This is a genomic window from Duganella sp. S19_KUP01_CR8, from assembly GCF_036688705.1.
In the GTDB taxonomy this organism is placed as follows: Bacteria; Pseudomonadota; Gammaproteobacteria; order Burkholderiales; family Burkholderiaceae_D; genus Rugamonas.
In genome coordinates this window covers 40,867-63,257 of sequence record NZ_JAQQPR010000015.1, presented here as the reverse complement: position 1 = coordinate 63,257, position 22,391 = coordinate 40,867, and the positions used below count along the sequence as shown (strand labels likewise).

Here is a 22,391-nt window from a genome sequence, read left to right as displayed (position 1 = left end):
TTCGGCTGCACACACCGCCGGGCCGCAAGCCCGGCGTTTTTCATTGAAGGATCACGACGAGGACGCATCATGTTCGCCCAACCCATCCCCCCCGCGATCAAATCGCACATCGACATCCAGATTACGCTGTACACCGACCTGACCCAGCGCGCGCTCGAAACCCTGCAAAGCTTGAGCGAGCTCAACCTGCAGCTGGGCCGCGACCTGATCGCCGAGTTCGGCGCCAACATCCAACGCATCATGGCCAGCAAGGACGCGGCGCAACTGGGCTCCGCCGTCGGCGCCCAGTTCACGCCGGGCTGGGGCGCGCTGCAAAACTACCAGCACCACCTGGTCGAGATCCTCAGCCGCGCCAACTCCAGCCTGGCGCAAACGGCCGCCACCCACATGCCGGCCGTGCGCCGCGCCGCCAGCGACGCGGCCGAGGAAATCATGCACCAGGCCTCGGAACAGACGGCCCGCACCGCCGAGCAGATGTCCAAATATCAAATGGCGAGCGAACTGCGCCATTAATTGCCCTTCTTTGTGGAACTTTCGTCAACCTTGAATCTCTAACCATGCAGAGCAGCCGGCTTCAGGGCTGGCTGCTCGGGGAACCCTGACGGAATTTCATAACACTCATGAGGAGGTCTTATGGCCAGTAATTCAGGTAACGATCAAAGCAAGCCGAAAGGCACGGCCAAGCGCGGCTTTGCGGCGATGGACGAAGCAACCCAGCGCGCCATTGCCAGCAAGGGCGGACAGGCGGCCCACCAAAAAGGCACGGCCCATGAATTCGATTCGGAAGAAGCGCGCCGAGCCGGCCAGAAAGGCGGCGAGGCGGTCAGCCGCGACCGCGAGCACATGGCGCAGATCGGCCGCAAAGGTGGGGAAAGCCGACAGTCCGCAGCCCGCGCCAACGCCGAGAAAAACGCCGCCAACGGCACGCGCGGCGCCGCGTCCGAACAATCTTCCAAGGGAGGCAGCCAGCAAGGCGGCAAAGTCGCCGAGCGCTAAGCTAAACAGCGCGCCCGCCTGCCTATGCCTCCAGCGCTTGCTGCAAGCGCAGCAGCATGGAGGCATGCGCACCGGGCGCCGCTGCGGCCATGCTGAGCGCGCCCAGGCCGTAGGGCTTGCCATCGACCTGGGTCGCCTGGCCGCCGGCTTCGCGCACCAGCAGCGCGCCGCCGATGCAATTGAAACCGTCATCGCCGAATTGCCAGTAGCCGTCGAGGCGGCCACATGCGACGTAAGCCAGTTGCAGCGAGGTCGCGCCCGGGCCGCGCACCGCCGCCACGTCGGGCAGCATGGCGCTCAGCGCGACGCCGGCCTGGCGCACCGCGCGCCGGTCGCGGCCGGCAAACGGCGGCTGGCTGGTGGCGACGATGCCCTGGTAATGGCTGGCGCGGCCGTTGACGCGGATGCGCTCGCCGTTACGGTAGGCGCCATGGCCCCAGACCGCATGGAACATCTCGTCATGCACGGCGTCGAAGATGGCGCTGAACACCGGCACGCCCTCGCGCATCAGCGTCAGCGACATGGACCAGTTCGGTATCGCGCGCAGGAAGTGCGCCGCGCCATCGATGGCGTCACAGATCCAGTACTCGCCGCGCTCGGCCAGGGCGGCGGTTTCGGCGTCCTCCGCCACGGTGTCGCCCAGCTCGTCCTCCAGCCAGCCGATGGCGGGATGCAGGCGGCCCAGCGCCAGCTTCAGCCTGGCGTTGGCGGCGCCGTCGATGCGGCGAAACGCCGTCATCATGTCATCCACTTCCATCACCGGCTCATGGCGCCAAAAGGTCTCGCACAGATCGGCGCCGGCCTCGCGCAGCAGCCCCAGCACTTCTTCCGTATCGATTGCAGTCATGCCGATTCCTTGCTATAAACTAAAGTCCTAGATTGCCAGAGAACTCAACTCCTGACTAACTGGCGACAGACAAGTAATATCGCAATCGGGCCAAAATATGGGTAGCAACTACTACGGCGACAAGCGGCTGACGGACGAGATGCCGATCATGGTGGCCGCGCAGCACGCCGACCACACCACCAGCAACATCAAGCATGTGCACCACCATCCGGAAGGCCAGCTGTACATTCCGCTGCAAGGCGTGATCGTGGTCGAGGCCGGCGACGTGCGGCAGGTGCTGCCGCGCGGCCGGCTGGGCTGGATACCGCCGAATATGCCGCATGGCGCCAGCGCCTACGCCAGCACCTTCAAGCCGGGCCTGGCCGGCTACACCATCCACCTGGCGCCCTCGCTGTGCGCCGAGCTGCCGCCGCAGTCGCGGGTGATGCGCATGTCGGCGCTGGCCGCGTCGCTGCTGGAACGCATGGTCGCGTGGCCCGGCGGCATGCCGGCCGACGCCGCCGGACGGCGGCTGATGACGGTGTTCCTGGACGAGGTTCGCGCGGCCGACGAAGAGCCGCTGCACCTGACCATGCCCAGCCATCCGCGCTTGCAGGCGATGGCGGCGGCGATCGCCGACAATCCGGCCGATGAGACCGATCTCGACCAATGGGCCGCCAAACTGGGCTGGTCGCGCCGCAGCCTGACGCGCCACTTCCGCCACCAGACCGGCATGTCGCTGGTGGAGTGGCGCCAGGTGGCGCGGCTGCAAAAAGGCATGGAGTTGCTGAACGGCGGCGCCTCGGTGACGACGGTGGCGCTCAGCCTGGGTTATGACAGCGTCAGCAGTTTCATCGCGCTGTTCCGCCGCATCCTGGGCGTCACGCCGGCGCGCTTCGCCCAGTTCGATACCTGATCAGGCCGGCGTGCCGAGGATGACGCTGGACGCCTTGAAGATGGCGGTGGCGGCCATGCCCACTTCCAGCGCCAGCGTCTCACCGCTGTCGCGGGTGACGATGGCGGCGATCGCGCCACCGCCCGGCAGCTCGATGCTGACCTCGGTGTTAACCGCGCCCACCTGCACCCGCGTGATCTTGCCGGACAAGCGGTTACGCGCGGAAAATTTGGCCCCGCCCATTTCCGTCACCACGATCACCGCCGAGGCCTTGATCAGCGCGAAGGCTTCGGCGCCGACCACCAGGCTCAAGCTGTCGCAGCTGTCGCGCGTGATGGTGGCGACAATGTGTTCGCCGCCGACGATTTCCAGCGTCACCTCGTCGTTCACCGCGCCCTCTTTCACCGCCACCACTTTGCCGCTGAACTGATTGCGCGCGCTGGTCTTCATCTTCATCCTTTGTATCAACAAAAAATCGTCGGCCAGCGCGTGCGACTGGCTGCTCAGGTGCGCCACGAACTTGCGGTGCTCCTCGTCGATCTTACGGAAGTTTTCCACCAGCTGCGCGCCGCGCGCCGTCAGCCGTGTGCCGCCGCCGCCCTTGCCGCCCGCCGCGCGTTCCAGCAGCGGCTCGCCGGCCAGGTTGTTCATCGCCTCGATGGCGTCCCATGCGCCCTTGTAGCTCATGCCGACCGCCTTGGCCGCGGCCGTGATCGAGCCCTGTTCGGCGATGGCCGCCAGCAGCGCCATCCGGTCCTGCCCCCCCCAGCTTCTGACCGCCGACGGTCAGCCATACATTGCCCTGCAATGCCATTGCGTGTTCTTCAGGCTTCATTGCGCTCCACTAGCTCCAGGTCCTTGACGTCGGCCATGCTACCATTTTCCATGCGCAGCACGTGCTCGCCGAAAGCGCGCACGTCTTCCGGATCGTGGGTGATCAGCATCATCGGAATGTTGAGGCGGCGTTGCAGCGCATCCAGCTCGGCGCGCATGCGTTCGCGCAAGCCCGGGTCCAGCGCGGCGAACGGCTCGTCCAGCAGCAGCGCCGCCGGCTCCGGCGCCAGCGCGCGCGCCAGCGCCACCCGCTGGCGCTGGCCGCCGGAGAGTTGATGTGGAAACTGCTGCGCCACATGCTCCAGTTCGAACGCCTGCAACCAGTAGCGGACCGCCTCGCCATCCACGCGCGCCAGCGGATTGCGCCAGCCGCGCTGCAAGCCGAAGGCGATGTTCTGCCGCACGTTCAGGTGCGGGAACAGCGCGTAATCCTGGAACAGATACGCCAGCTGCCGCCGCCGCGCCGGCAGGTCGACGCCCTTGCCGCTGTCGAACAGGCTGCGCCCCGCCACCTCGATGCGGCCGCTGTCCGGCGTCATCAGGCCGGCCACCGCCTTCAGCAGCAAGCTCTTGCCCGCGCCCGACGGGCCGTAGACGACGATGCGCCGGCTGTCCGACGCCAGCCGCGCGCGCAGTTCAAAGGCGCGCGAACCGGAACGCAAAGTCTTGACGATGTCGATATTAATTTGCATGCTCAGGCCTGCGGATTGCGGTTGGGCGTCAGTTTGTTCGCCGCGATCAGCACCACGATGCAGACCACGGAAGTAATGATCACCAACAGGTTGGCGCTGTCGTCCTGCCCGGCCTGCACGGCTTCGTACACGGCGATCGACAGCGTCTGCGTCTTGCCGGGGATGCTGCCGGCCACCATCAGCGTCGCGCCGAACTCGCCCATCGAGCGCGCGAACGCCAGCAAGGTGCCGCCCAGCACGCCGCGCCAGGCCAGCGGCAGGGTCACGCGCAGGAACACGCCGAACGGCGATATGCCCAGCACCCTGGCGGCCTGTTCCAGTTGCGTGTCGACCGTTTCAAACGCCGCCCGCGCGCCCTTGAGCACCAGCGGAAACGCCACCACGGCCGCCGCGATCACCGCCGCCTGCCAGGTGAAAATCAGGTTGATGCCGAACGCCTGCTGCAACCACGCGCCGATCACGCCATGCCGGCCGATCACCACCAGCAGGTAGTAGCCAAGCACGGTGGGCGGCATCACCATCGGCAAGGTCAGCAGCGCATCCAGCAGCTCGCGCCCCGGAAAGCGCTTGCGCGCCAGCAGATAGCCCAGCGCCACGCCGAACACCAGGTCCACCAGCGTCGCCCAGCACGCCACCTTCAGCGACAGGCGCAGCGCGATCCAGGCCGGTTCGGCAAGCAGCACGCCCACCGCTTACGGACGGCCGAAACCGTACTTGGCCAGGATCGCCTGGCCGGTGGACGAGCGCACGTAGTCGGCGAACCGGTGGCCGGCGGCCGCTTGCGGACCGGCCGCGATCACCGCGATCGGGTAGCTGACCGGGGTTTCGGTCGGCACGGTGGCGATCACCTTGACCTTGTCCTTCATCACGGCGGCATCGGTGGCGTAGACGAAGCCGGCATCGACTTCGCCGCGCGCCACATAGTCCAGGCTCTGGCGCACCGAGGTGCCGAAGATGGCCTTGGGCTCGACGGCGGCCCACAGCTTGGCCTGCTCCAGCGCATGCCTGGTGTAGCGGCCCACCGGCACACTGGCCGGATTGCCCATCGTCACGCGGGTGACGGCGGCCTGCTGCAAGTCGGCGATGCCCTTGATTGGCAAGCTGCCGGCGATCGGCGTGATCAGCACCAGGCTGTTGCTGGCGAAATTCTTGCGGCTGCCGGCGGCCAGCAATTTCAGGCTGTCGGCCTTGTCCATCGCATCCTGGTCGGCGGAGGCGAACACGTCGACCGGCGCGCCCTTGGCGATTTGCTGCACCAGCGGATCGGAAGCGGCGAAGTTGAACTGCACCTTGTCGCCCGCATGCTCTTTCTCGTAGGCGGCGCCGATTTCCTTGAATGCATTGGTCAGGCTGGCCGCGGCCGACACCGTGATATCCGTCGCCGACGCCGAAACGCCCACCGCCGCCAACACCAGCGCCACCCCAAGTTTCAACATCGTTTTTCCTTTAAGTAAGAGAATCGCAATAAACTCGATTATATAGCGATGTACGGGATACTGCGCTATGCCGTAATGACTATACGGTCTATGGCCGTCGTCCTCAGTTACACTGGCTGGCTGTATCGCGTTTGAAAGGAATCGACATGGGGCGTCAGGGCACGGATTGGTTGCGGCACGGCCCACAATCCGAAGGTATCGACCTGGTCGAAGCCTACTTTCAAGGCGCGGCGTATGGCGCGCACCGGCATGACAGCTACGCCATCGGCCTGACGATGGCTGGCGTGCAATCGTTCCGTTACCGCTCGGCGATGCGACACAGCCTGTCCGGGCAGGCGCTGGTGCTGCATCCCGACGAAGTCCACGACGGCCAGGCCGGCACCGAGGACGGCTTCCACTACCGCATCGCCTATCTGGCGCCGGCCTTGCTGCAACAAGTGCTGGGCGGTGCGCCGTTGCCGTTTGTCGACGGCGGCGTGTCCGGCGACAAACGGCTGGTCAAGGCGGCGCGCGGACTGCTGGACAATTTCGACGCCGCGCCCGGCTCGCTGGAGCGCGACGACGCACTGGTCGACATCGCCACCGCGCTGCGCCAGGTGGCCGGCAAGCCCGACCTGCCGGGCGGCGACTTCCGCGCCGCCCGGATCGCCCGCGAATACATCGACGACGCCCTGCTCTCGCCGCTGACGCTGGATGAACTGGCGCAAGCCAGCGGCCGCGACCGCTGGAGCCTGTCGCGCGATTTCCGGCGGTTTTTCGGCACCAGCCCGCACCGCTACCTGACGCTGCGCCGGCTGGAGCTGGCGCGCCGGCTCATGCTGCACGGCCTGCCGCTGGCCGACAGCGCGGCCCACGCCGGCTTCGCCGACCAGCCCCACCTGACACGCCACTTCGTCGCCGCCTACGGCATCTCGCCGGCCCGCTGGCTGCGGCTGAACCGGCAGCCTTAGCCTGTGTTACTGTTACAGCCATCGAAGCTGCTTCTCTCCCAACGCGTGGAGGTCCGACTTGCGCAGTTCATTTCCGAGTTCCCGGCTTGTCGGGCTGCTGACCGCCGGGCTGCTCCTGGCCGGCCCGGCGCAGGCGGGCGACACCATGACCTGGCTGATGCCGGACTTTCCGCCCATCGGCATACCGGTCCACGGCCAGCCGACCGACGGCATGGCCGACCAGCTCGTCAAATACATCGTCGCCAAGTGGCCGGAAGCCAGCCACCGCTTCCTGTACGCCAACCCCAACCGCGTCTGGTCCATGCTCGCCTCGGGCGAACAGGTGTGCTTTACCGGCGCCCTGCGCACGCCGGAACGCGACCGGTTTGCCTACTTCCGCAACACCTACCTGCTGCCGCCGCCACAGCTCATCATCCGGCCCGAGATCCAGGCCGCCATCCCGCTGAATGCCAAAGGCGAGGCCGAGCCTGGCCCCCTGATGAACAACCCCGCCTTGCACGGCCTGGTGATCGAAAAACGGGCTTATGGCCCTGCAGTCGATGCGCTGCTGGCGCAGCCCACCGCCAGTCCCCATATCAAGCGCCTGGCCGCCAGCAACTACGGCAAGACCATCTTCACGATGATGACGATGCAACGTGGCGACTACACCATCGACTACGATTTCGTCCTGGCCCACGCCGCGGCAACCGACGCACAATTGGCCAAGCTCAAAGCGATTCCCCTGGCCGGCGCCGACAACCTGATCGTCGGCGGCATCGCCTGTCCGCGCACGGCGTGGGGCCGGACCACCGTGCAGAAAATCGACGCCCTGCTGGCCTCGCACGAAGGCTCGGCGGCCTTGCTGCAGGCGCAGGCGCGTTGGATCAGCAAGGAATCCGCCCTGCGCTACGAAGAACCGATGAAGGAGTTTTTCAGGCGCCTGGAAACGCCGCAACAATACGAGCACCCTTGACGCACAAACGTTCAAGACCGGCAGCCCGCAAGCCGCTACAGTGAGGACTCCATCGCCCCACAGGAGCAGCCATGAAATTAGCCATATCCCCCGCCGCCAGCGCCGCCGCGCTGACCGAACACTGGTCGCCGCGCGTGATCGCCGAACTGGACGACAGCTATGTCAAGGTCGCCAAAGTACTGGGCTCGCTGGCCTGGCACAGCCACGACGCCGAGGACGAGCTGTTCTTCATCCTCAAAGGCAGCCTGCGCATCGAACTGGAGGACGGCGCGGTGGAACTGTCCGAAGGCCAGGCCTACGTCGTGCCGAAAGGCGTGCGCCACAACCCGGTGGCGGAGCAGGAATGCCTGCTCATGCTGATCGAGAAAAAAGCCACGCTGCACACCGGCGCCACGATTACCGCCAAAACCCGCTCCATCGAGGAACAGCTCGGCTAATCGTGCGACAGGATATTCAGCAGGCGCCCGAACGGATCGCGCACGAACAAGCGCCGCACGCCCCATGGCTCGCTGACGGGACCGTATTCGAGCGCCAGGCGCGCGGCGACCAGGCGGCGATGGACTTCATCCAGGTCGTCCACCTCGATCGACAGGTCGGGCACCGGCGTGCCCGATCCGCCTTCGGACGCAAAACTGATCTGCGGCACGGCCTGCCCGGCGCCCGCCAGCGTCACGATCCAGCCGTGGTCCATCACCACCGACAAACCCAGCACGCCGCCGTAGAAAGCCTTGGCGGCCTCGATGTCCACCGTGGCGATATTGGTCACGATACGTGTTACCTGCATATGAACTCCCTCCAAAGATGGGAAGGACGGCCGGGTGTGGTACATTCACGCCTCGATTCTTTCCAGCCGTGCCCAACATGTCCTCCCTGAAGTACCTCAGCGCCTATTCCGAGCAAACCCAGCAGCAAGTATCGCAACTCCTGGCCCAGAACCGTCTGGGCGAAGTGCTGCTCAAACGCTACAGCAAGGCGCACGACCTGCGCACCGACAAGGCACTCTACCAGTATGTGCAAGATTTGAAAAATGAACATTTGCGCAACGCCGAGCCGATCAACAAGGTCGAGTACGACAGCAAGATCCACGTGATCAATCACGCGCTGGGCCTGCACACCTCCATCTCGCGCGTACAGGGCGGCAAGCTGAAGGCCAAGCATGAAATCCGCGTGGCGACCATGTTCAAGGAAGTGCCGCAGGAGTTCCTGACCATGATCGCGGTCCACGAACTGGCCCACGTGAAGGAAAAGCAGCACGACAAGGCGTTCTACAAGCTGTGCACCTACATGGAGCCGAACTACCACCAGTACGAGTTCGACCTGCGCCTCTACCTGACCCACCTGGACACCGGCGCGCCCCGCCTGTGGACCTAACGCATCCAGTCGTGCAGGCCGTAGGCCTTCATGATGCGCTCCAGTTGGCCGGACTCATGCAGCTTGGCCATGCCTTCATCGAACGCCTTGGCCAGCGCCCTGGACTCCGGCAGCGCCGGCGACAAGGCGAAATAGGAATAGCTGACCGGCGCACAGCCGGCCTGGCGTAGCCGCACATCGGCATGCATGGCCATGGTGTAGCTGACCAGGTTTTCATCCTCGACAAAGCTGTCCAGGCGCCCCAGCAGCAGCTTGCGCGCCAGCCGGTAGGTCAGGTCCTCGCCGTAGTTGAGCTCGAATGCCGCCGTTTTTTGCGCGACGGCCTGGTCGATTTCCTTGCCATAGGTATAGCCCTGGACGATGCCCACCCGCTGCCCCGTCAGCGAGGCGGCGTTCTTGTAGAGCCAATGACTGTCCGGCGCCGTATAAAAACAGTAGCGGTTGCGCGAGATCGGCGTGGCGGGATAGATGAAGTCCGGCGCCTCGTCCTTGTAGGTCGGCGAGGTCGCGGTGTAGCGGCCGGTGCGCACGCCGAGCAGCGCGCGCGCATAGTTCAGGTTCTCGTAGTTGACCTGCCGGCCCAGCGGGGTGAAGATGGCCCGCAGAATATCGATGGTGAAACCCTCATGCGCGGCGCCCGCCTTGCAGCTGAACGGACACCAGTAGTCCGGCGCCACCACGACGATGGCCTCCGCCCCGCCCGCAGGCTGCGCCGCGCAGGCCGCGCCCATCGCGGCGAGCCATACACGGCGGCGCACTGGGGACGGGAGCATGATCCTAACCGTCCCGGGCGCCGGGACTAAGCCTTCAACAGCTGCAGCAAGGCCTGGGGTTCCGGCGCGGACATCATCAACGCCGCGTGCTGCGGACGGATGAAGCCCTGCGCGCTGGCGTGCTCGATGAAGCCGGTCAAGCCGTCATAGAAGCCGTCCACATTCAGCAGGCCGATCGGCTTGGCGTGAATACCCAGCTGCGACCAGGTCAGCATTTCAAACAATTCTTCCAGCGTGCCCATGCCGCCCGGCATGGCGATGAAGCCGTCGGCCAGCTCGGCCATCATGGCTTTGCGCTCGTGCATGTCCTTGACGATGAACTGGCGCGTCAGGCCGGTGTGGCCCACTTCCCGCTCGACCAGCGCGGTCGGGATCACGCCCGTCACCTCGCCGCCCATGCGCAGCACTTCATCGGCGATGATGCCCATCAGGCCCACATTGCCGCCGCCGTACACCAGCGACAGGTTGTCCGCCACCAGGGCCCGGCCCAGGGCGCGGGCCGCTTCGGCATACACAGGATTGACGCCGGCGTTGGCGCCGCAATACACACAAATGGCTTTCACTACTGTTTTTCCTCTTCCAGTTCACGTTTGGCCGCGTCCGAATCGAGCCGTTCCATCGCATCGTGGATGGCGCCGCGGGCGGCTTGCTCGCACAGGCCGATCGCTTCGGCCTGCTTCCTTTTACCTTCCAGCATCATCATCGCGCGCGCATAGCGGACCTTGGCGATCGCCGAATCCGGCGTCAGCGCCAGCGCGGCCTGAAACTGTTTATAACATTCTTCTTTTTTCACGCCGTAGGTCAGGCCGCCGATCATGGCGCCCACCTTGTCGAGGATCTCGGCGTGGTAGACGCCCAGCGCGATGTGGGCGTCGGAGCGTTGCGGCGCCAGGCGGATCGCCGTGTCCAGGCTGTTGCGCACCTTGGCGCCCAGGCCCTGCGCCAGCGCCTTGACCACCGAAATCCCTTGCGAATACTGGCCCAGCGCATACGCATGCCAGTAGTAGCCGGACGAATTATTGGGTTGCTCCAGCTGCTGGCGTTCGCAGCGCTCGGCCACGCATTCGAAGGTGGCCAGCTTTTTTTGCGGACTGCGCTCCAGGTAATGGGCGTAGATGCAGATGGCCTTGTGCGCCACCGAGTAGCCGTTCACGCCGACGTCCAGGCCCAGCCGGGCGGCCCGTTCGAACTCGCCGGCATGGAAGGCGATCCAGGCCTGCACCAGCAGCGGGTTGACCGGGAACGGCTCCTGGTCGCCGCCATGCAGTACCGGCCAGGCTGCCTCCAGGCTGGCCGGCGTGTACAGGTATGCGGGATCAGGGTACGGAAAGGGGTTCCATGCCATTGCAGTCTCCGTCAGCTTACTTGAGCTTCTTCAGATATTCTTCGGACAGTTTCTGGAACAGCAAACTGGTTTCGTTGCGCAGGTAGGGACCGATCTGCGACAGCACCTGGTAGCAGCCGCGCGCCAGCGCGTCGGCCATCGATTGCTGCTCGCTGTATTTGCGCGGGTTGCGCACGTATTCGTACGACAGCCAGTACGTCGCCACCACCACCATATTGGTGGCCATGGCGTCGATGGCGGTGTCGGAGGCTTCCAGCGATTTTTCGCTGCGCAGGTCTTCGCACAGCTGTTTGGCGACCTTGATCTTGTGCGCCAGGATCTGCTTGAAGTGCAGCTCCAGCTTGCGGTTGCGCGACAGCAGGTCGTTGAGGTCGCGGTAGAAGAAGCGGTAGCGCCAGATCAATTCGAACATCAGGTGCAGGTACAGCCAGACGTCCTCGATGTTGGAGCGGCGGCCGTTGGGCACGGTCAGGATGCGCTCGATCTCGGCTTCAAACTGGACGAAGATCGAGTTGACGATGTCGTCTTTGTTGCGAAAATGGTAATACAGATTCCCCGGCGAGATATTCATCTCTTCAGCGATCACCGTGGTGGTGATGTTCGGTTCGCCGAATTCATTAAACAAGCGCAGCGACAGTTCAAGTATGCGTTCGCGGGTACGGCGGGGTGCTTTTTGTAGCATAGCAAGGAAACCTCTGTTTATTCTCCTGCAAGCATAACACCGATGAGACTATCTTAGAAACATCCGTGCGTGCTTTTACGCGGACATGCCGGGCTGATGCCGCAAGATGCGGCCAAACGCGAGCGTTTTCTAATGCTCGGGCGGCGTGGCCATCCACTTGCGCTGGATTTTCAGCAGGCCGCCGTCCCGTTTCAGCTCGCGCAGCGCGCCGGCCCAGGCCTCGACCAGTTCTTTCGGCGTGCCGTTGGAAAAGGCGAAATACACCTCGGCCGTGCCCAGCCGCAGCGCCACCTCGATCTCGTCCGGCCGGTGGCCGGCCCGCTCCATGGCGCCGGGCATCAGTTCCTCGCCGTCGAACCACAGGTCGAAGCGGCCGCTCATCAGCATCTTGGCGGCGATCTCGGAGGTATTGGTTTCGTCGGTGACGTTGAAGCCCAGCCCGCGCGCCGTGTTGACGAAGATGCTGCCGCGGCGCGCGCCGGCGTGCGACTTGTACAGGCCGGGGTCGCGCCGCTGCAATTCGGCCAGCCGCCCCTTGACCGCGTAGGCCACCACGCGGGAGGTGAAGATCGGGCCGACGAACTGCATCTGGCGCTCGCGCTCCGGGGTGCGCACCACCGTCAGCAACATCACGTTAGGGCCGGCCTCGGCCAGCGTCTGGGCCCGCGCCCACGGCACGATGTCGATCACGTCATGCCGGCCCAGCTTGTCCTGGATGCGGCGCGCCAGCTCGACCGCCATGCCGGCCGGCTGGCCGGTGTCGGTGTAGCTGATCGGCTTGCTGTCCATGCCATAGATTTTCAGCGCAGGCGTGTCCGCTGCGGCGGACGCCATACCGGCGACCAGCAGCAATATGGACAAACTGGACATCATGCGCATCATCAACCCCGGACTCAACCATCACCAAACTTGATAGTAAGCCAGATTTATTGCTGATGCGCTAGCCTATGTGTTGTTCCTGCCTGACGTCGCGGCTCAGAACTCGCGCGCCGTCAGGGCGTCGAACTGGTCCTGGCTGGGGAAGTTGCGCAGGCGGTAGCGGGCCGGGTAGCCCTCCACGCTGTGCGTCAGCTCCTGGATGCTGGCGCGCAGGTCGTCCCAGGCCACCAGCTTGGGGGCGCCGACGCCGTGTTCGCGGCTGTCGTCCGGCCGCACCAGCGCCACCAGGTCCACCTCCGGCAGCAGCGTGTCGACGCCCTCGGTCCAGACCCCGTAGCTGATCAGGTGTCCGCTATCCTTCCTCTGCACCAGCTGGCAGGTGGCGACGAAGATGTCGACCTCGTTCTGCTCGTTGGCTTTGTCCAGCAGCTGCTTTTGCGAGGCGTAATCGTCGGCCAGGTAGATTTTTTTCAGCTGCGCCAGCTGGGCCTGCACCTCCTCGTGCGCCGGCAGGTACTCGACCGCCCTGCCCTGCTCGAAGCGGTACATCAGCGCGGAAATACTGCGGCCCTCGTCGCTGGCGAAGCTGCGCGACAAGGCCAGCATGGTCAGCTGCGCCGCGCTGTCGTTGGACGAGGCCACCAGCAGCCGGTTGCGGGTCGGGATCATGACCACCGGATCGCCGCCCACCTCCAGCCGGAAAAACAGGTCGGCCAGCAGGATGCGCGAGGCTTCATACGAATCGTCCCAGGCCGCCAGCAGCAGGCCGGGCGCCACCTGCACGAAGTTCGCCACCGTCATGTCGCGCAGATTGTCGAGCGCGGCCGACAGCGCCACCTCGAACGAAACGCCCCAGTCCGTCAGCGCGGTCTGCGACAAGGTCTGGATCGAATGCGGGCTGTCGTAGGCCAGCATCAGCACGCTGTCCGCGCTGAACGGCGCCGAGCCGTCCTTGAACGGCTGCGTTGTGGGCAGGCCGGCCTGCATCAGCCGCATGTACTCGAGGATGGAGCGCCCGCGCAGCACCGGGCGCAGGCCGGCGCGCGCCTCGGCAAAGGTGGCCGGCATGGTCGGCGCCTGCATGCTGCGGATGTAGTGGGCCAGCACTTCGGGCCGCTGCTTGCGGCCGGCCTCGCAGTAATCGCGGTAGGCGTTGTGCAGGTTGTAGATCTCGGCACTGCCGCTGTCGCCGACCAGCCGGAATTCGCTGGCGTCATAGCTGAGCGGTCCGGCGTGGCCGCTGTCGGCGAAGGCCTTCAGGGCCAGTCGGGCAAATTTCTCTTCGGTTGGCGTGGACTTGAAAAAATCGAATAGGCCCAAACTCACTCCTTGATGTCTGCGGCAACCGGCTGCACCGGCTGCAGCGGCAGCGCCGGCGCGTGGCCGCCGTGCACCTGCGCATGCAGGCGGAAGCCTTCGCGGATGTTCTCGCGCAGCACCGCACCCTTCCACGGCTTGGTGTAGAAGCGGTCGATGGCGCCGTGGTTGATGGCGGCCATGATAGGCGTCAGGTCGGCGTAGGCCGACAGCATGATGCGGAAGGTGTCCGGCGCCAGGTTCTTGACGCGCTCCATGAACTCGGTGCCGCTCATCAAAGGCATGCACTGGTCGCACAGGATCACCTGCACCCGGTTCTGCGCCAGGATGTCGAAGCCTTCGGCCGCGGTCTGCGCGGTCAGGATGCGGTAGCCGTCCTGCGACAGGAAATCGGTCAGCACGTCGAGCATGAAGGCGTCGTCGTCGACGATCAGCAGGGTCTGCTGCTCGACCACGTTTTCATCGGCCGGCGCCTGCAGGAAGCGGCCTTCGCGCAGCATCGCCTCGAAGTCGTCTTCCGGCAGCGGGCGGCTGAAGTAATAGCCCTGCATCTCGTCGCAGCCGTGGCGGCGCAGATAGGCCAGTTGCGCATCCTTCTCCACGCCCTCGGCGATCACTTCCAGCTTCATGCTGTGCGCCATGTTGATGATGGCCAGCACGATGGCGGCGTCGTCCGGATTGCTGGTCACCTCGCGCACGAAGGCGATGTCGATCTTCAGCTTGTCGATCGGGAAGCGCTTCAGGTAGGCCAGCGAGGAATAGCCGGTGCCGAAATCGTCGATCGAGATCTGGATCCCCAGCGCCTTCAGGTTCTGCAGCACGGTGATGGTCTCTTCCGCGTTGGACATCAGCGAGCTCTCGGTCAGCTCCAGCTCCAGCAGTTCCGGCGCGATGTCGTGTTCCTTGATCGCCTTCAGCACCTCTTCCTCCAGGCCGCCGACGAAGAACTGGATGCCCGAGACGTTGACCGACAGGTGCACCGCGCCCACGCCCGACTTGCCCCACAGCGCGATCTTGCGGCAAGCCTCGTGCAGCACCCAGGTGCCGACCCGCACGATCAGCCCGGTCTCTTCCAGGATGGGGATGAACAGCGCCGGCGACACCATGCCGTGGCCCGGCCGTTTCCAGCGTATCAGCGCCTCGGCGCCGCTGATGCGGCCGGTGCCGATGTGGACCTTGGGCTGGAAGTGCAGCACGAATTCCTCGTTGTCGATGGCCCGGCGCAGCGCGTTTTCCAGGTCCAGCCGCGCCAGCGATTGCGCGTTCATCTCCGAGGTGAAGAAGCGGAAGGCGTCGCGCCCCGCCTCCTTGGCGCGGTACATGGCGGTGTCGGCGTACTGGATCAACGTGTCGGGATCGGCGCCGTCGTCCGGGTAGACCGAGATGCCGATACTGGCCGTCACCGTCACTTCATGGCCCTTGAGGTCGAACGGCCGCCGCATCGATTCGCGGATCTTGTCGACCACGGCGATGGCGTTCTGCGCGCCCTCGGGCAGCATCAGGATGGCGGCGAATTCGTCGCCGCCGAAGCGGCCGATGGTGTCGCGCACCCGCAGGCAATCGACCAGCCGGCTCGAGAACTGCCGCAGCAGCTCGTCGCCGATGGTGTGGCCCAGCGTGTCGTTGACGTTCTTGAAGCGGTCGACGTCGAGGAACAGCACCGCCAGCGACCACTTGTGATCGTTGGCCTGGCGCAGCGAGTGGCTCAGCGAATCGTAGAACTGGCTGCGGTTGGGCAGGCCGGTCAGCGTGTCGAAGTGGGCCAGCTTGAGCAGGCGCTGCTCGGCCTCCTTGCGTTCGGTGATGTCGCGCGCCACCGCCACCAGGATCCAGCTGGGGCCGGAACGCAGGGTGCGGCGCTGCACTTCCACCGACAGCGGCGAGCCGTCCTTGCGGTACAGCAGCAGCTCGGTCATGGCGCCGCTCTGGTCGCCGGCCAGCAGCTTGTCGTACAGCTCTTCCAGGCGGTTCAGTTCGCCCTCGATGGACTTGTTGGGGCCGACCTTGAGGAAGTCCTCGCGCTCGTAGCCCAGCATGCGGCAGGCGGTGACGTTGACGTCGACAAAGCACATGCCGGCGCGGTCGACCAGGAAGATGGCGTCGGCGGTGGCGTCCATCGCCAGCCGGAAACGGCGCAAGTCTTCGTCGAGGCGGATGCGGGCGTTCATGTCCAGCGTCAACTGGGCGTGGTGGCGCTTGATCTCGTCGTACAGCAGCAGGTTTTCGTAGGCCACCGAAATCTGCGCGGCCACCGTGGCGGCGACCCGCTCGTCGACCTCGGAAAAGCCGTCGGCGCCCAGCTTGTCGACCAGGTACAGCCAGCCGTGGATGCGCTCGCGCGAGGCGATCGGCACGCCGAGGAAGGAATGCACCGGCGGATGGCTGGGCGGCAGGCCGATGCTGGCCGGGTCGCCGTTCAGGTCGTTGATGCGGCAGGCCTGGCGCTGTTCCAGCAGGCCGCGCAGCACGCCGGCGCGCGGCGCCAGCGCGATCTGCCGGGCCGGCACGCCGGCGCCGCAGCTGGCGAAGTAGGCCAGCTCGGCCGCGCCCGGCTCCAGCACGCCGATGCAGGCGTATTTGGAGACGCAGATGTTCTGCGCCACCCGGCAGCCGATCTCCACCAGCGCGCCCGGATCGCGTTCGGCGCCCAGCTCGATGCCCAGCTCGATCAGCGCGGTCAGCCGCAGGCTCACCGCCTGCAGGCTGGACAGTGAACTAGTCAAGCGCTGCGTCATGCGCGTCAGGTTTTCCGGCGCCGTCTCGTCGGTCTCGTGGGCGAACTTGGACAGCAGCTGGCTGCTCGATTCCAGTTCGCCCAGGTATTCGGCCACCTTGTCGTCGATGTTGTGGAAGCGCCCTTCCTGCGGCGGCTCCGGCGCGAACGACGGCATCTGCTCGTCCTCGGCCACTTCGGCCAGGCCCAGCGCCTCGTGCACGGTGCGCAGTATCACCTCGGGATCGGACGGCTTGGGCAGCACCCAGCGCACGCCGCAGGACTGCGCCACCGCCATCGCCTCGCGCTCGCGGTAGGTGGCGGTGTAGAAGATCACCGGCACGTCGGCCGTCTGCGGATCGCTGTGCAGGCGGGTGACGAACTCGTAGCCGTCCATGTTCGGCATCAGGATGTCGGAGATCACCAGGTCGGGTTTTTCGGCCCGCACCATGGTCAGGCCCTCGGCGCCGTTGGCCGCCTCCAGCAGCCGGTGGCCGCCGTAGCCCAGCAGGGTCATCAGGAATTCGCGGTTCAGCACGTGGTCGTCCACGATCAGGATCGTGGCGATGTCGGATTTAGCCGGGGCCGACACCGCCCCGGTCAAGAAAGACTCGATTTGCTTGACGAAGCTGTCCGGCTCGACCGGCTTGCCGATGTAGCCGTCGAAGCCGGCCTCCAGCAGTTTCTCGCGGTCGCCCGCCATCGCCAGCGCCGTCACCGCCAGCGTCGGGATGTGCTTGAGCGCGTCGTCGCCCTTGAGCGCGGCCACCACGCCGTAGCCATCCAGCTTGGGCAGGTGGACGTCGCAGATGATCAGGTCGGGAACTTCCCGCCGCGCCGCGGCCACGCCGGCCTCGCCATCGCTGGCCGACAAGGGCACGTAGCCGAAGGCGCGCAACAGGTACACCATCAACTCCATGTTGGTGGCATTGTCTTCTATGATCAGGATACGTGCCGACACGTTGAGCTCCCCTTATTCATCGTTCCAGCGGTAGCGCCAGGGTGAAGATACTCCCGGCGCCAGATTCACTTTCAAACACAATCTCGCCGTGCAGCAGGGCCGCCAGGCGCTGGCTCAGGTGCAGGCCCAGGCCTGTCCCCTCCAGCTGCCGCACCTTGCAGGCGTCGAGCTGGGAAAACGCCTGGAACAGCGTGGCCTGCTCGTCTTCACCGATGCCGATGCCGCTATCGCTGATGCTGATCGTCGCACAGGCGCGCTCATGAACCGTGCCCTGCTCCAGCCGCACCACGACGCGGCCCTGGTCGGTGAACTTAATCGCATTGTGGAGCAAATTCATCAGTATCTGTTGCAGCGCGCGGCGGTCGGCGACCACGGTCAGGTCGTCCGGCGCGCTGACGAATTCCAGTTCCAGCCCCTTGTGCCGTGCCTGTGGCTCAAACAGCAATAATATCTCGTCGATCACTGCGCGGCAGGGCATGGGCTTCAGGTCGAGCGCCAGGCTGCTGGTTTCAATCTGCGTCAGTTCCAGCAAGTCGTTGATCAAGGATAGCAGATGTCGAGCGCTGCTTTGCACGGTCCGCAACTGTTTTTCCTGGTCATCATTAATTGGTCCAGGCAACTTCATCAACATAGTACCCGTAAAACCGATGATCGCGTTCAACGGCGTGCGCAATTCATGCGACATGCCGGTCAGGAAGCGGTCCTTGGCGGCGTTGGCGCGCGCCAGTTCGGCGTTTTTTTCCTGCAGCGAGCGTTCGATCCGCTGGCGTTCGCTGGTGTCGCGGATCGCGCTCATCACCAGCGTGCCCTCCTCGGTGACGATCGGGCTCAGGCTGATCTCGATCGGGAATTCCACGCCGTCGCTGCGCAGGCCGTACAGCTCGCGGCCGCCGCCCATGGGGCGCGCCAGCGGCCGCTCATGGTAGGCGTTGCGGTGCGCCAGGTGGCCATGCCGGAAGCGCGCCGGCATCAACTGCTCCAGCACCAGGCCGCGCATGCCGCCGCTCGGATAGCCGAACAGCGCCTCGGCCTGCACATTGACCAGCACCACGCGGCCGCCGGCGTTGGCCATGATGATGGCGTCCGGCAGCAACTCCAGCAAGCCGGCGAAGCGCGCCTGCACCAGCTTGGCGTCGCGCAGCACTTTCAACGCGGTGACGTCTTTTTTACTCCACAAAATATATTCGGGCCGGCCCTGGTCGTCATGCACCAGTTTGGACGAGCTGTCGATGTACACCAGCGTGCCGTCCTTGGCGTGGCGCATCGATTCATAGTTGGCGGCGCCGCTCTGCAAGGTTGCCTGCAGCACGGCGCGCTCGTCGTCGAGCAGGCCGGCGGGCACGATCAGCTCGGCAAGCGTGCGGCCCTGCGCCTCGGCGGCGCTGTAGCCGAAGATGGCTTGCGCGCCATTGGTCCAGCAGACGACCTCTCCATCCAGCGACGTCAGCACGACAGCGTCTGGCGTTTCATTCAGGATGAGCGTGCCGAAGTCGGTTGCCATTGCGCCGCCTGTTGTTCATGGGTACACATCGATAAACATACAGTAACGAGCAACGCGAATATTCACACAAAATCACAATCGGGCCACGGAGGCGATTTCGTCCAGGGCGCAGCGCAGGATGACGGGGTGGCGACCCAGCGCCACATGGCCTATGGCGCCGAAAACCAGGTTGCGCGCGCCCGGCAGCGCGCTGGAATCCTGCGGCGCGACGATGTTGTCATGGACAGAATAGATGGAGCTGAACAGGCTGCGTTGCAAATTTGCCTCAGACGCCGCCAGCGCCGCCAGCCACTCGCTGCGGTAACGCATTTGCACGGCGTTGCCGCCCGGTCCGAAATGGGCCAGCGCGGTGCCGTGATGCGGCGTGCCCAGCGTGATCACGCGCGCCACGGCGGCCGCGCCGTAGCGTCGCAACCAGGCGCGCGCCACCAGCCCGCCCATGCTGTGGCCGACGATGATGACTTGCTTGCTGCCAGTCGCCGCGCACAGCCGCTCGATGGCGGCCTGCACCTGCGGCGCGTAGGCGTCGATCGAGGCGCCCGGCGGCTCCAGGTCGATGCCGTAGTGGCTGATGCCGGCCCGCGCCAGCTGCGCGCTCAGCGGCCGCCAGTAGCCGCTGTTGCAGGCGTAGCCGTGGATCAGCAGCACCGGCAGGCCGCGCGCCTGCGGCTGCAACTGCATGCCGAGCGGACGCAGCATGTAGTAGGTCGAGGTCAGCATCGAGGAGCTGAATTCATGCAGGAACAGGCTGGCGGCGCTGGCCGGATTGAGCGCATGCGCGGCCGGCGTCGGGTCGCCCTTGCCGGCGCGCGAACTGAGCAGGAAGTTGTTGACCGACAGCGCCACCCGCACCAGCAGCACCGCAGCCAGGCCGATGCCGACATAGGCCAGCGCCGTCAGCGGCGCATTGAGCGGAGCCTGCCAGGCCGGCCGCCACAGTTGGTACAGGCCGGCCGCCAGCGCCAGCGCGGCGCCGGCTTGCACTGCCAGCAACAGGATAATCCAGCGTTTGATCATGCCGCCATCATACCCTCGCCGCCGGCATCAGGCGCGCAGCGGCCGCGCCGCCGGCTTGCCGGTCAGCTGCTGCGCCAGGCCGCTGGCCAACCGCGCCACCACGCCGAAGATCGACAGCTGCGGATTGGCGCCGATCGAGGTCGGGAACAGCGAGCCGTCGTACACCGACAGGTTGGCCAGGCCGTGATAGCGGCCGTCGGCGCCGCACACGCCCTGGCGCTCGTCGTCCGACATGGTGCAGCCGCCCATCACGTGGGCCGACACCACCCGCGTCGCCAGCAGCTTGAGCGGCAGCGCGGCGATACCGGCCCTGGCCTGCGCCCAGCTGGTGTAGCGCGGCGCCGACTCGTGCACCGGCGACACATCCTGCGCGCCGGCGGCGAACTGGATCTCGGCCATCGTCAGGAAGGCGCGGCGCGCGCCGTCCCACAGGAAATCGCTGATCGGATAATCGAGCACCGGCGCGCCGCGGCTGTCGAGCGCCACGCTGCCGCCGGGCGCGTCGGCGTGGAAGCCGTCGCGCAGCAGCGCCAGGATCGCCTGCTTGTGCGGGAATTGCGCCATGTCGCCGGCGTGCTGGGCTCCGAAGCCGGCGGTGGTGGTGGCCAGCAGCAGCGGATGCAGCGGCGGCACTTCCAGCTTGTAGCCGATAGGGCCGTCGATCGGGCTGTTGTGCAGGAAGTGGTCGGAGTACACGGTCTGCGGCGCGCCGGCGTAGCCGTCCACGCGCTGCTCGAAGGTGCCGGCCGAGATCACCACCGGATGCAGGAAGGTGCGCTTGCCCAGCAGGCCGTGCGGATCGGGCGCGCCCGAGCGCAGCAGCAGCGCCGGCGAATTGATGGCGCCGCCGGCGACGATGTAGTGTTTGGCGCGCAAGGTGATGCGGCGCCCGGTCGCAAGCTTGCCGGCGTCGTCCAGCGCCACGCAATCGAGCTGCGCCACCTTGTCGCCCTGGATGACGAAGCGCTCGGCGCGGGCGCGCGTCAGCAGCGTCGCGCCCTGGGTCAGCGCGCCGGGGATGGTGGTGACCAGCATCGACTGCTTGGCGTTGGTCGGGCAACCCATGCCGCAGTAGCCCAGGTTCCAGCAGCCGTTGACGTTGCGGCGTATCAGCCCGGTCGGGATGCCGAGCTTGGCGGCGCCGCGGCGCAGCAGGTCGTTGTTCTCGTTGGGCGCGGCGGCCCAGTCGCTGATGTTGAGGCGCTGCTCCATCATGCCGAACCACGGCGCCAGTTTTTCCGGCGTGTAGTCCTTCAAGCCAAACTGCTTGGTCCAATACGCCAGCGTGATGTCGGGCGTGCGGAAGCTGCTGGTCCAGTTGACGGTGGTGGTGCCGCCGACGGTGCGGCCCTGCAGGATGTTGATGCCCTTGTCGCGCGTCTTGCGCGCCGCCGATTCCTGGTACAGCTGCGGGTAGGCTTCGGCCTCCTTCATGTTGAAGTCGGACGAGGAGCGCAGCGCGCCCTCCTCGACGATCAGCACGCGCAGGCCGGACAGCGCCAGGATCTCGGCGCTGACGCCGCCGCCGGCGCCGCTGCCGACGATGATCACGTCGGCTTCCAGCGTCAGGTCGGCGTCCAGCCGCGCGCAGTCGGTGACGCGCCAGCCGGCGGCCAGCCCGGCCCGTATCGGGTCGGGTATCGGACCTTTGGCGGCGGCGATCGGGATATTGGTGTTGGTCATTTCTGCAGCTCCTTCAGCGGACCGGGATAGCCGATCGCGGCCCACGAGGACGGCTCCGCATACCACGGGCCGAGGATCAGGTCATGCAAGGCCAGGTAGGCCGTTTGCAGCGCGTCGAGGCGGTGATGGCGCCAGCTTTCCAGGAAGGCCGCGACCTGCTGCGGCGCGGCCTGCTCCCAGCTGCCGGACACGCCGGCCAGCCAGCGCCGCGCGGGCGCCAGCGCCAGCAGGCCGAACAGGTCCTGCACTTCTTTTTGCGTGCCCAGCGGCAGGCCGTGGATGGCCGCCAGCGTGCGCGTCATGGCGGCCTCCAGCGCCGCCGCGCGCGCGGCCGTCTCGGCCGGCAGCACCGGGCCCAGCATCGCCGGCACGATGGCGGCCAGCACGGCCTTGGCGTCGCCGTCCAGCGTGAAGGGATGGGGCAGCGCCGGCGGGTTCGCCAGGCGATAGATGACGCCGCCGACTGCGAGGGTAATCGCAGCGGCCGCGCCGATCTTGAGGAAAGATCTGCGGGTAGTCATGTCTCCGTCCGTCTCGTTTTTTTAATCCAGCTAGTGTACGTGAACGG

Annotated in this window: 23 protein-coding genes and 1 pseudogene; 7 read left to right on the top strand and 17 right to left on the bottom strand. The window is 66.0% G+C overall.

Annotation, left to right across the window (positions count from 1 at the left end; genetic code table 11):
- Nucleotides 1–69: 69 nt before the first annotated feature.
- Both phaP and V6M89_RS16415 read left to right on the top strand, forming a co-directional pair.
- Nucleotides 70–513 carry a TIGR01841 family phasin gene (phaP, locus tag V6M89_RS16420; protein ID WP_332854167.1) on the top strand — a complete coding sequence of 148 codons (444 nt, stop codon included), beginning with the start codon at nucleotides 70–72 and terminating at the stop codon, nucleotides 511–513.
- Nucleotides 514–633: 120 nt separating this feature from the next.
- Nucleotides 634–996: a KGG domain-containing protein gene (locus V6M89_RS16415; RefSeq protein ID WP_332854166.1), complete on the top strand. Its 363-nt coding sequence runs from the start codon at nucleotides 634–636 to the stop codon at nucleotides 994–996.
- A 22-nt stretch (nucleotides 997–1,018) separates the two neighbouring features.
- Here the strand turns inward: V6M89_RS16415 and V6M89_RS16410 are convergent, their stop codons facing one another.
- Complete coding sequence (locus V6M89_RS16410) at nucleotides 1,019–1,843, bottom strand: inositol monophosphatase family protein (RefSeq protein ID WP_332854165.1); 825 nt, start codon at nucleotides 1,841–1,843, stop codon at nucleotides 1,019–1,021.
- A gap of 97 nt (nucleotides 1,844–1,940) precedes the next feature.
- Between V6M89_RS16410 and V6M89_RS16405 the strand changes: the two genes are divergently transcribed.
- The gene (locus V6M89_RS16405; protein WP_332854164.1) at nucleotides 1,941–2,738 is read left to right on the top strand and encodes a helix-turn-helix domain-containing protein; all 798 of its coding nucleotides are present in this window, start codon (nucleotides 1,941–1,943) and stop codon (nucleotides 2,736–2,738) included.
- On the opposite strand, the pseudogene V6M89_RS16400 reads toward V6M89_RS16405, so the two are convergent.
- From V6M89_RS16400 to modA, 4 genes and pseudogenes are all read right to left on the bottom strand, one after another.
- A pseudogene (locus tag V6M89_RS16400) lies at nucleotides 2,739–3,552 on the bottom strand (TOBE domain-containing protein). It abuts the gene before it with no gap.
- The gene (locus tag V6M89_RS16395; RefSeq protein WP_332854163.1) at nucleotides 3,542–4,243 is read right to left on the bottom strand and encodes an ABC transporter ATP-binding protein; all 702 of its coding nucleotides are present in this window, start codon (nucleotides 4,241–4,243) and stop codon (nucleotides 3,542–3,544) included. The pseudogene V6M89_RS16400 and the gene V6M89_RS16395 overlap by 11 nt, the downstream one beginning before the upstream one ends.
- 2 nt (nucleotides 4,244–4,245) lie before the next feature.
- Nucleotides 4,246–4,932: a molybdate ABC transporter permease subunit gene (gene modB, locus V6M89_RS16390; RefSeq protein WP_332854162.1), complete on the bottom strand. Its 687-nt coding sequence runs from the start codon at nucleotides 4,930–4,932 to the stop codon at nucleotides 4,246–4,248.
- Between the two features lie 3 nt (nucleotides 4,933–4,935).
- Nucleotides 4,936–5,679 (bottom strand): molybdate ABC transporter substrate-binding protein, encoded by a 744-nt coding sequence (gene modA, locus V6M89_RS16385; RefSeq protein ID WP_332854161.1) that lies wholly within the window; start codon nucleotides 5,677–5,679, stop codon nucleotides 4,936–4,938.
- A gap of 146 nt (nucleotides 5,680–5,825) precedes the next feature.
- Between modA and V6M89_RS16380 the strand changes: the two genes are divergently transcribed.
- The 3 genes from V6M89_RS16380 (at nucleotide 5,826) to V6M89_RS16370 (ending at nucleotide 8,018) form a co-directional block, all read left to right on the top strand.
- Entirely contained in the window at nucleotides 5,826–6,629 is an 804-nt protein-coding gene (locus V6M89_RS16380; RefSeq protein WP_332854160.1) for an AraC family transcriptional regulator, read from the top strand.
- 58 nt (nucleotides 6,630–6,687) lie between these two features.
- On the top strand, nucleotides 6,688–7,581 hold the full coding sequence (locus V6M89_RS16375) for a TIGR02285 family protein (protein ID WP_332854159.1): 894 nt from the start codon (nucleotides 6,688–6,690) through the stop codon (nucleotides 7,579–7,581).
- 71 nt (nucleotides 7,582–7,652) lie between these two features.
- Nucleotides 7,653–8,018 carry a cupin domain-containing protein gene (locus V6M89_RS16370; protein ID WP_332854158.1) on the top strand — a complete coding sequence of 122 codons (366 nt, stop codon included), beginning with the start codon at nucleotides 7,653–7,655 and terminating at the stop codon, nucleotides 8,016–8,018.
- Here V6M89_RS16370 and V6M89_RS16365 read toward each other — a convergent pair.
- Nucleotides 8,015–8,365, bottom strand: a complete 351-nt coding sequence (locus tag V6M89_RS16365) for a VOC family protein (RefSeq protein ID WP_332854157.1) — start codon at nucleotides 8,363–8,365, stop codon at nucleotides 8,015–8,017. The genes V6M89_RS16370 and V6M89_RS16365 overlap by 4 nt on opposite strands.
- A 77-nt stretch (nucleotides 8,366–8,442) precedes the next feature.
- Between V6M89_RS16365 and V6M89_RS16360 the strand changes: the two genes are divergently transcribed.
- Nucleotides 8,443–8,952: a M48 family metallopeptidase gene (locus V6M89_RS16360; protein ID WP_332854156.1), complete on the top strand. Its 510-nt coding sequence runs from the start codon at nucleotides 8,443–8,445 to the stop codon at nucleotides 8,950–8,952.
- Here V6M89_RS16360 and V6M89_RS16355 read toward each other — a convergent pair.
- The 11 genes from V6M89_RS16355 to V6M89_RS16305 all read right to left on the bottom strand — a co-directional run bounded on the left by V6M89_RS16355 (nucleotide 8,949) and on the right by V6M89_RS16305 (nucleotide 22,344).
- Entirely contained in the window at nucleotides 8,949–9,725 is a 777-nt protein-coding gene (locus V6M89_RS16355; protein ID WP_332854155.1) for a substrate-binding periplasmic protein, read from the bottom strand. The genes V6M89_RS16360 and V6M89_RS16355 overlap by 4 nt on opposite strands.
- Before the next feature lie 26 nt (nucleotides 9,726–9,751).
- Entirely contained in the window at nucleotides 9,752–10,288 is a 537-nt protein-coding gene (locus V6M89_RS16350) for a TIGR00730 family Rossman fold protein (protein ID WP_332854154.1), read from the bottom strand.
- Nucleotides 10,288–11,070: a hypothetical protein gene (locus V6M89_RS16345; RefSeq protein ID WP_332854153.1), complete on the bottom strand. Its 783-nt coding sequence runs from the start codon at nucleotides 11,068–11,070 to the stop codon at nucleotides 10,288–10,290. Before V6M89_RS16345 ends, V6M89_RS16350 begins: the two co-directional genes overlap by 1 nt.
- Nucleotides 11,071–11,086: 16 nt before the next feature.
- The gene (locus tag V6M89_RS16340; protein WP_008446927.1) at nucleotides 11,087–11,752 is read right to left on the bottom strand and encodes a TetR/AcrR family transcriptional regulator; all 666 of its coding nucleotides are present in this window, start codon (nucleotides 11,750–11,752) and stop codon (nucleotides 11,087–11,089) included.
- A 129-nt stretch (nucleotides 11,753–11,881) separates the two neighbouring features.
- Nucleotides 11,882–12,625, bottom strand: coding sequence for a substrate-binding periplasmic protein (locus tag V6M89_RS16335; protein WP_332854152.1), 744 nt, complete (start codon nucleotides 12,623–12,625; stop codon nucleotides 11,882–11,884).
- A gap of 102 nt (nucleotides 12,626–12,727) precedes the next feature.
- Nucleotides 12,728–13,957: a hypothetical protein gene (locus tag V6M89_RS16330; protein ID WP_332854151.1), complete on the bottom strand. Its 1,230-nt coding sequence runs from the start codon at nucleotides 13,955–13,957 to the stop codon at nucleotides 12,728–12,730.
- Nucleotides 13,954–17,622 carry an EAL domain-containing protein gene (locus tag V6M89_RS16325; RefSeq protein ID WP_332854150.1) on the bottom strand — a complete coding sequence of 1,223 codons (3,669 nt, stop codon included), beginning with the start codon at nucleotides 17,620–17,622 and terminating at the stop codon, nucleotides 13,954–13,956. Before V6M89_RS16325 ends, V6M89_RS16330 begins: the two co-directional genes overlap by 4 nt.
- A gap of 16 nt (nucleotides 17,623–17,638) precedes the next feature.
- Complete coding sequence (locus V6M89_RS16320; RefSeq protein ID WP_332854149.1) at nucleotides 17,639–19,123, bottom strand: PAS domain-containing sensor histidine kinase; 1,485 nt, start codon at nucleotides 19,121–19,123, stop codon at nucleotides 17,639–17,641.
- A 72-nt stretch (nucleotides 19,124–19,195) separates the two neighbouring features.
- Nucleotides 19,196–20,140, bottom strand: a complete 945-nt coding sequence (locus V6M89_RS16315; protein ID WP_332854148.1) for an esterase/lipase family protein — start codon at nucleotides 20,138–20,140, stop codon at nucleotides 19,196–19,198.
- Between the two features lie 27 nt (nucleotides 20,141–20,167).
- Nucleotides 20,168–21,823 carry a GMC family oxidoreductase gene (locus tag V6M89_RS16310; protein WP_332854147.1) on the bottom strand — a complete coding sequence of 552 codons (1,656 nt, stop codon included), beginning with the start codon at nucleotides 21,821–21,823 and terminating at the stop codon, nucleotides 20,168–20,170.
- Nucleotides 21,820–22,344, bottom strand: coding sequence for a twin-arginine translocation signal domain-containing protein (locus V6M89_RS16305; RefSeq protein ID WP_332854146.1), 525 nt, complete (start codon nucleotides 22,342–22,344; stop codon nucleotides 21,820–21,822). The genes V6M89_RS16310 and V6M89_RS16305 overlap by 4 nt, the downstream gene beginning before the upstream one ends.
- Nucleotides 22,345–22,391 lie beyond the last annotated feature (47 nt).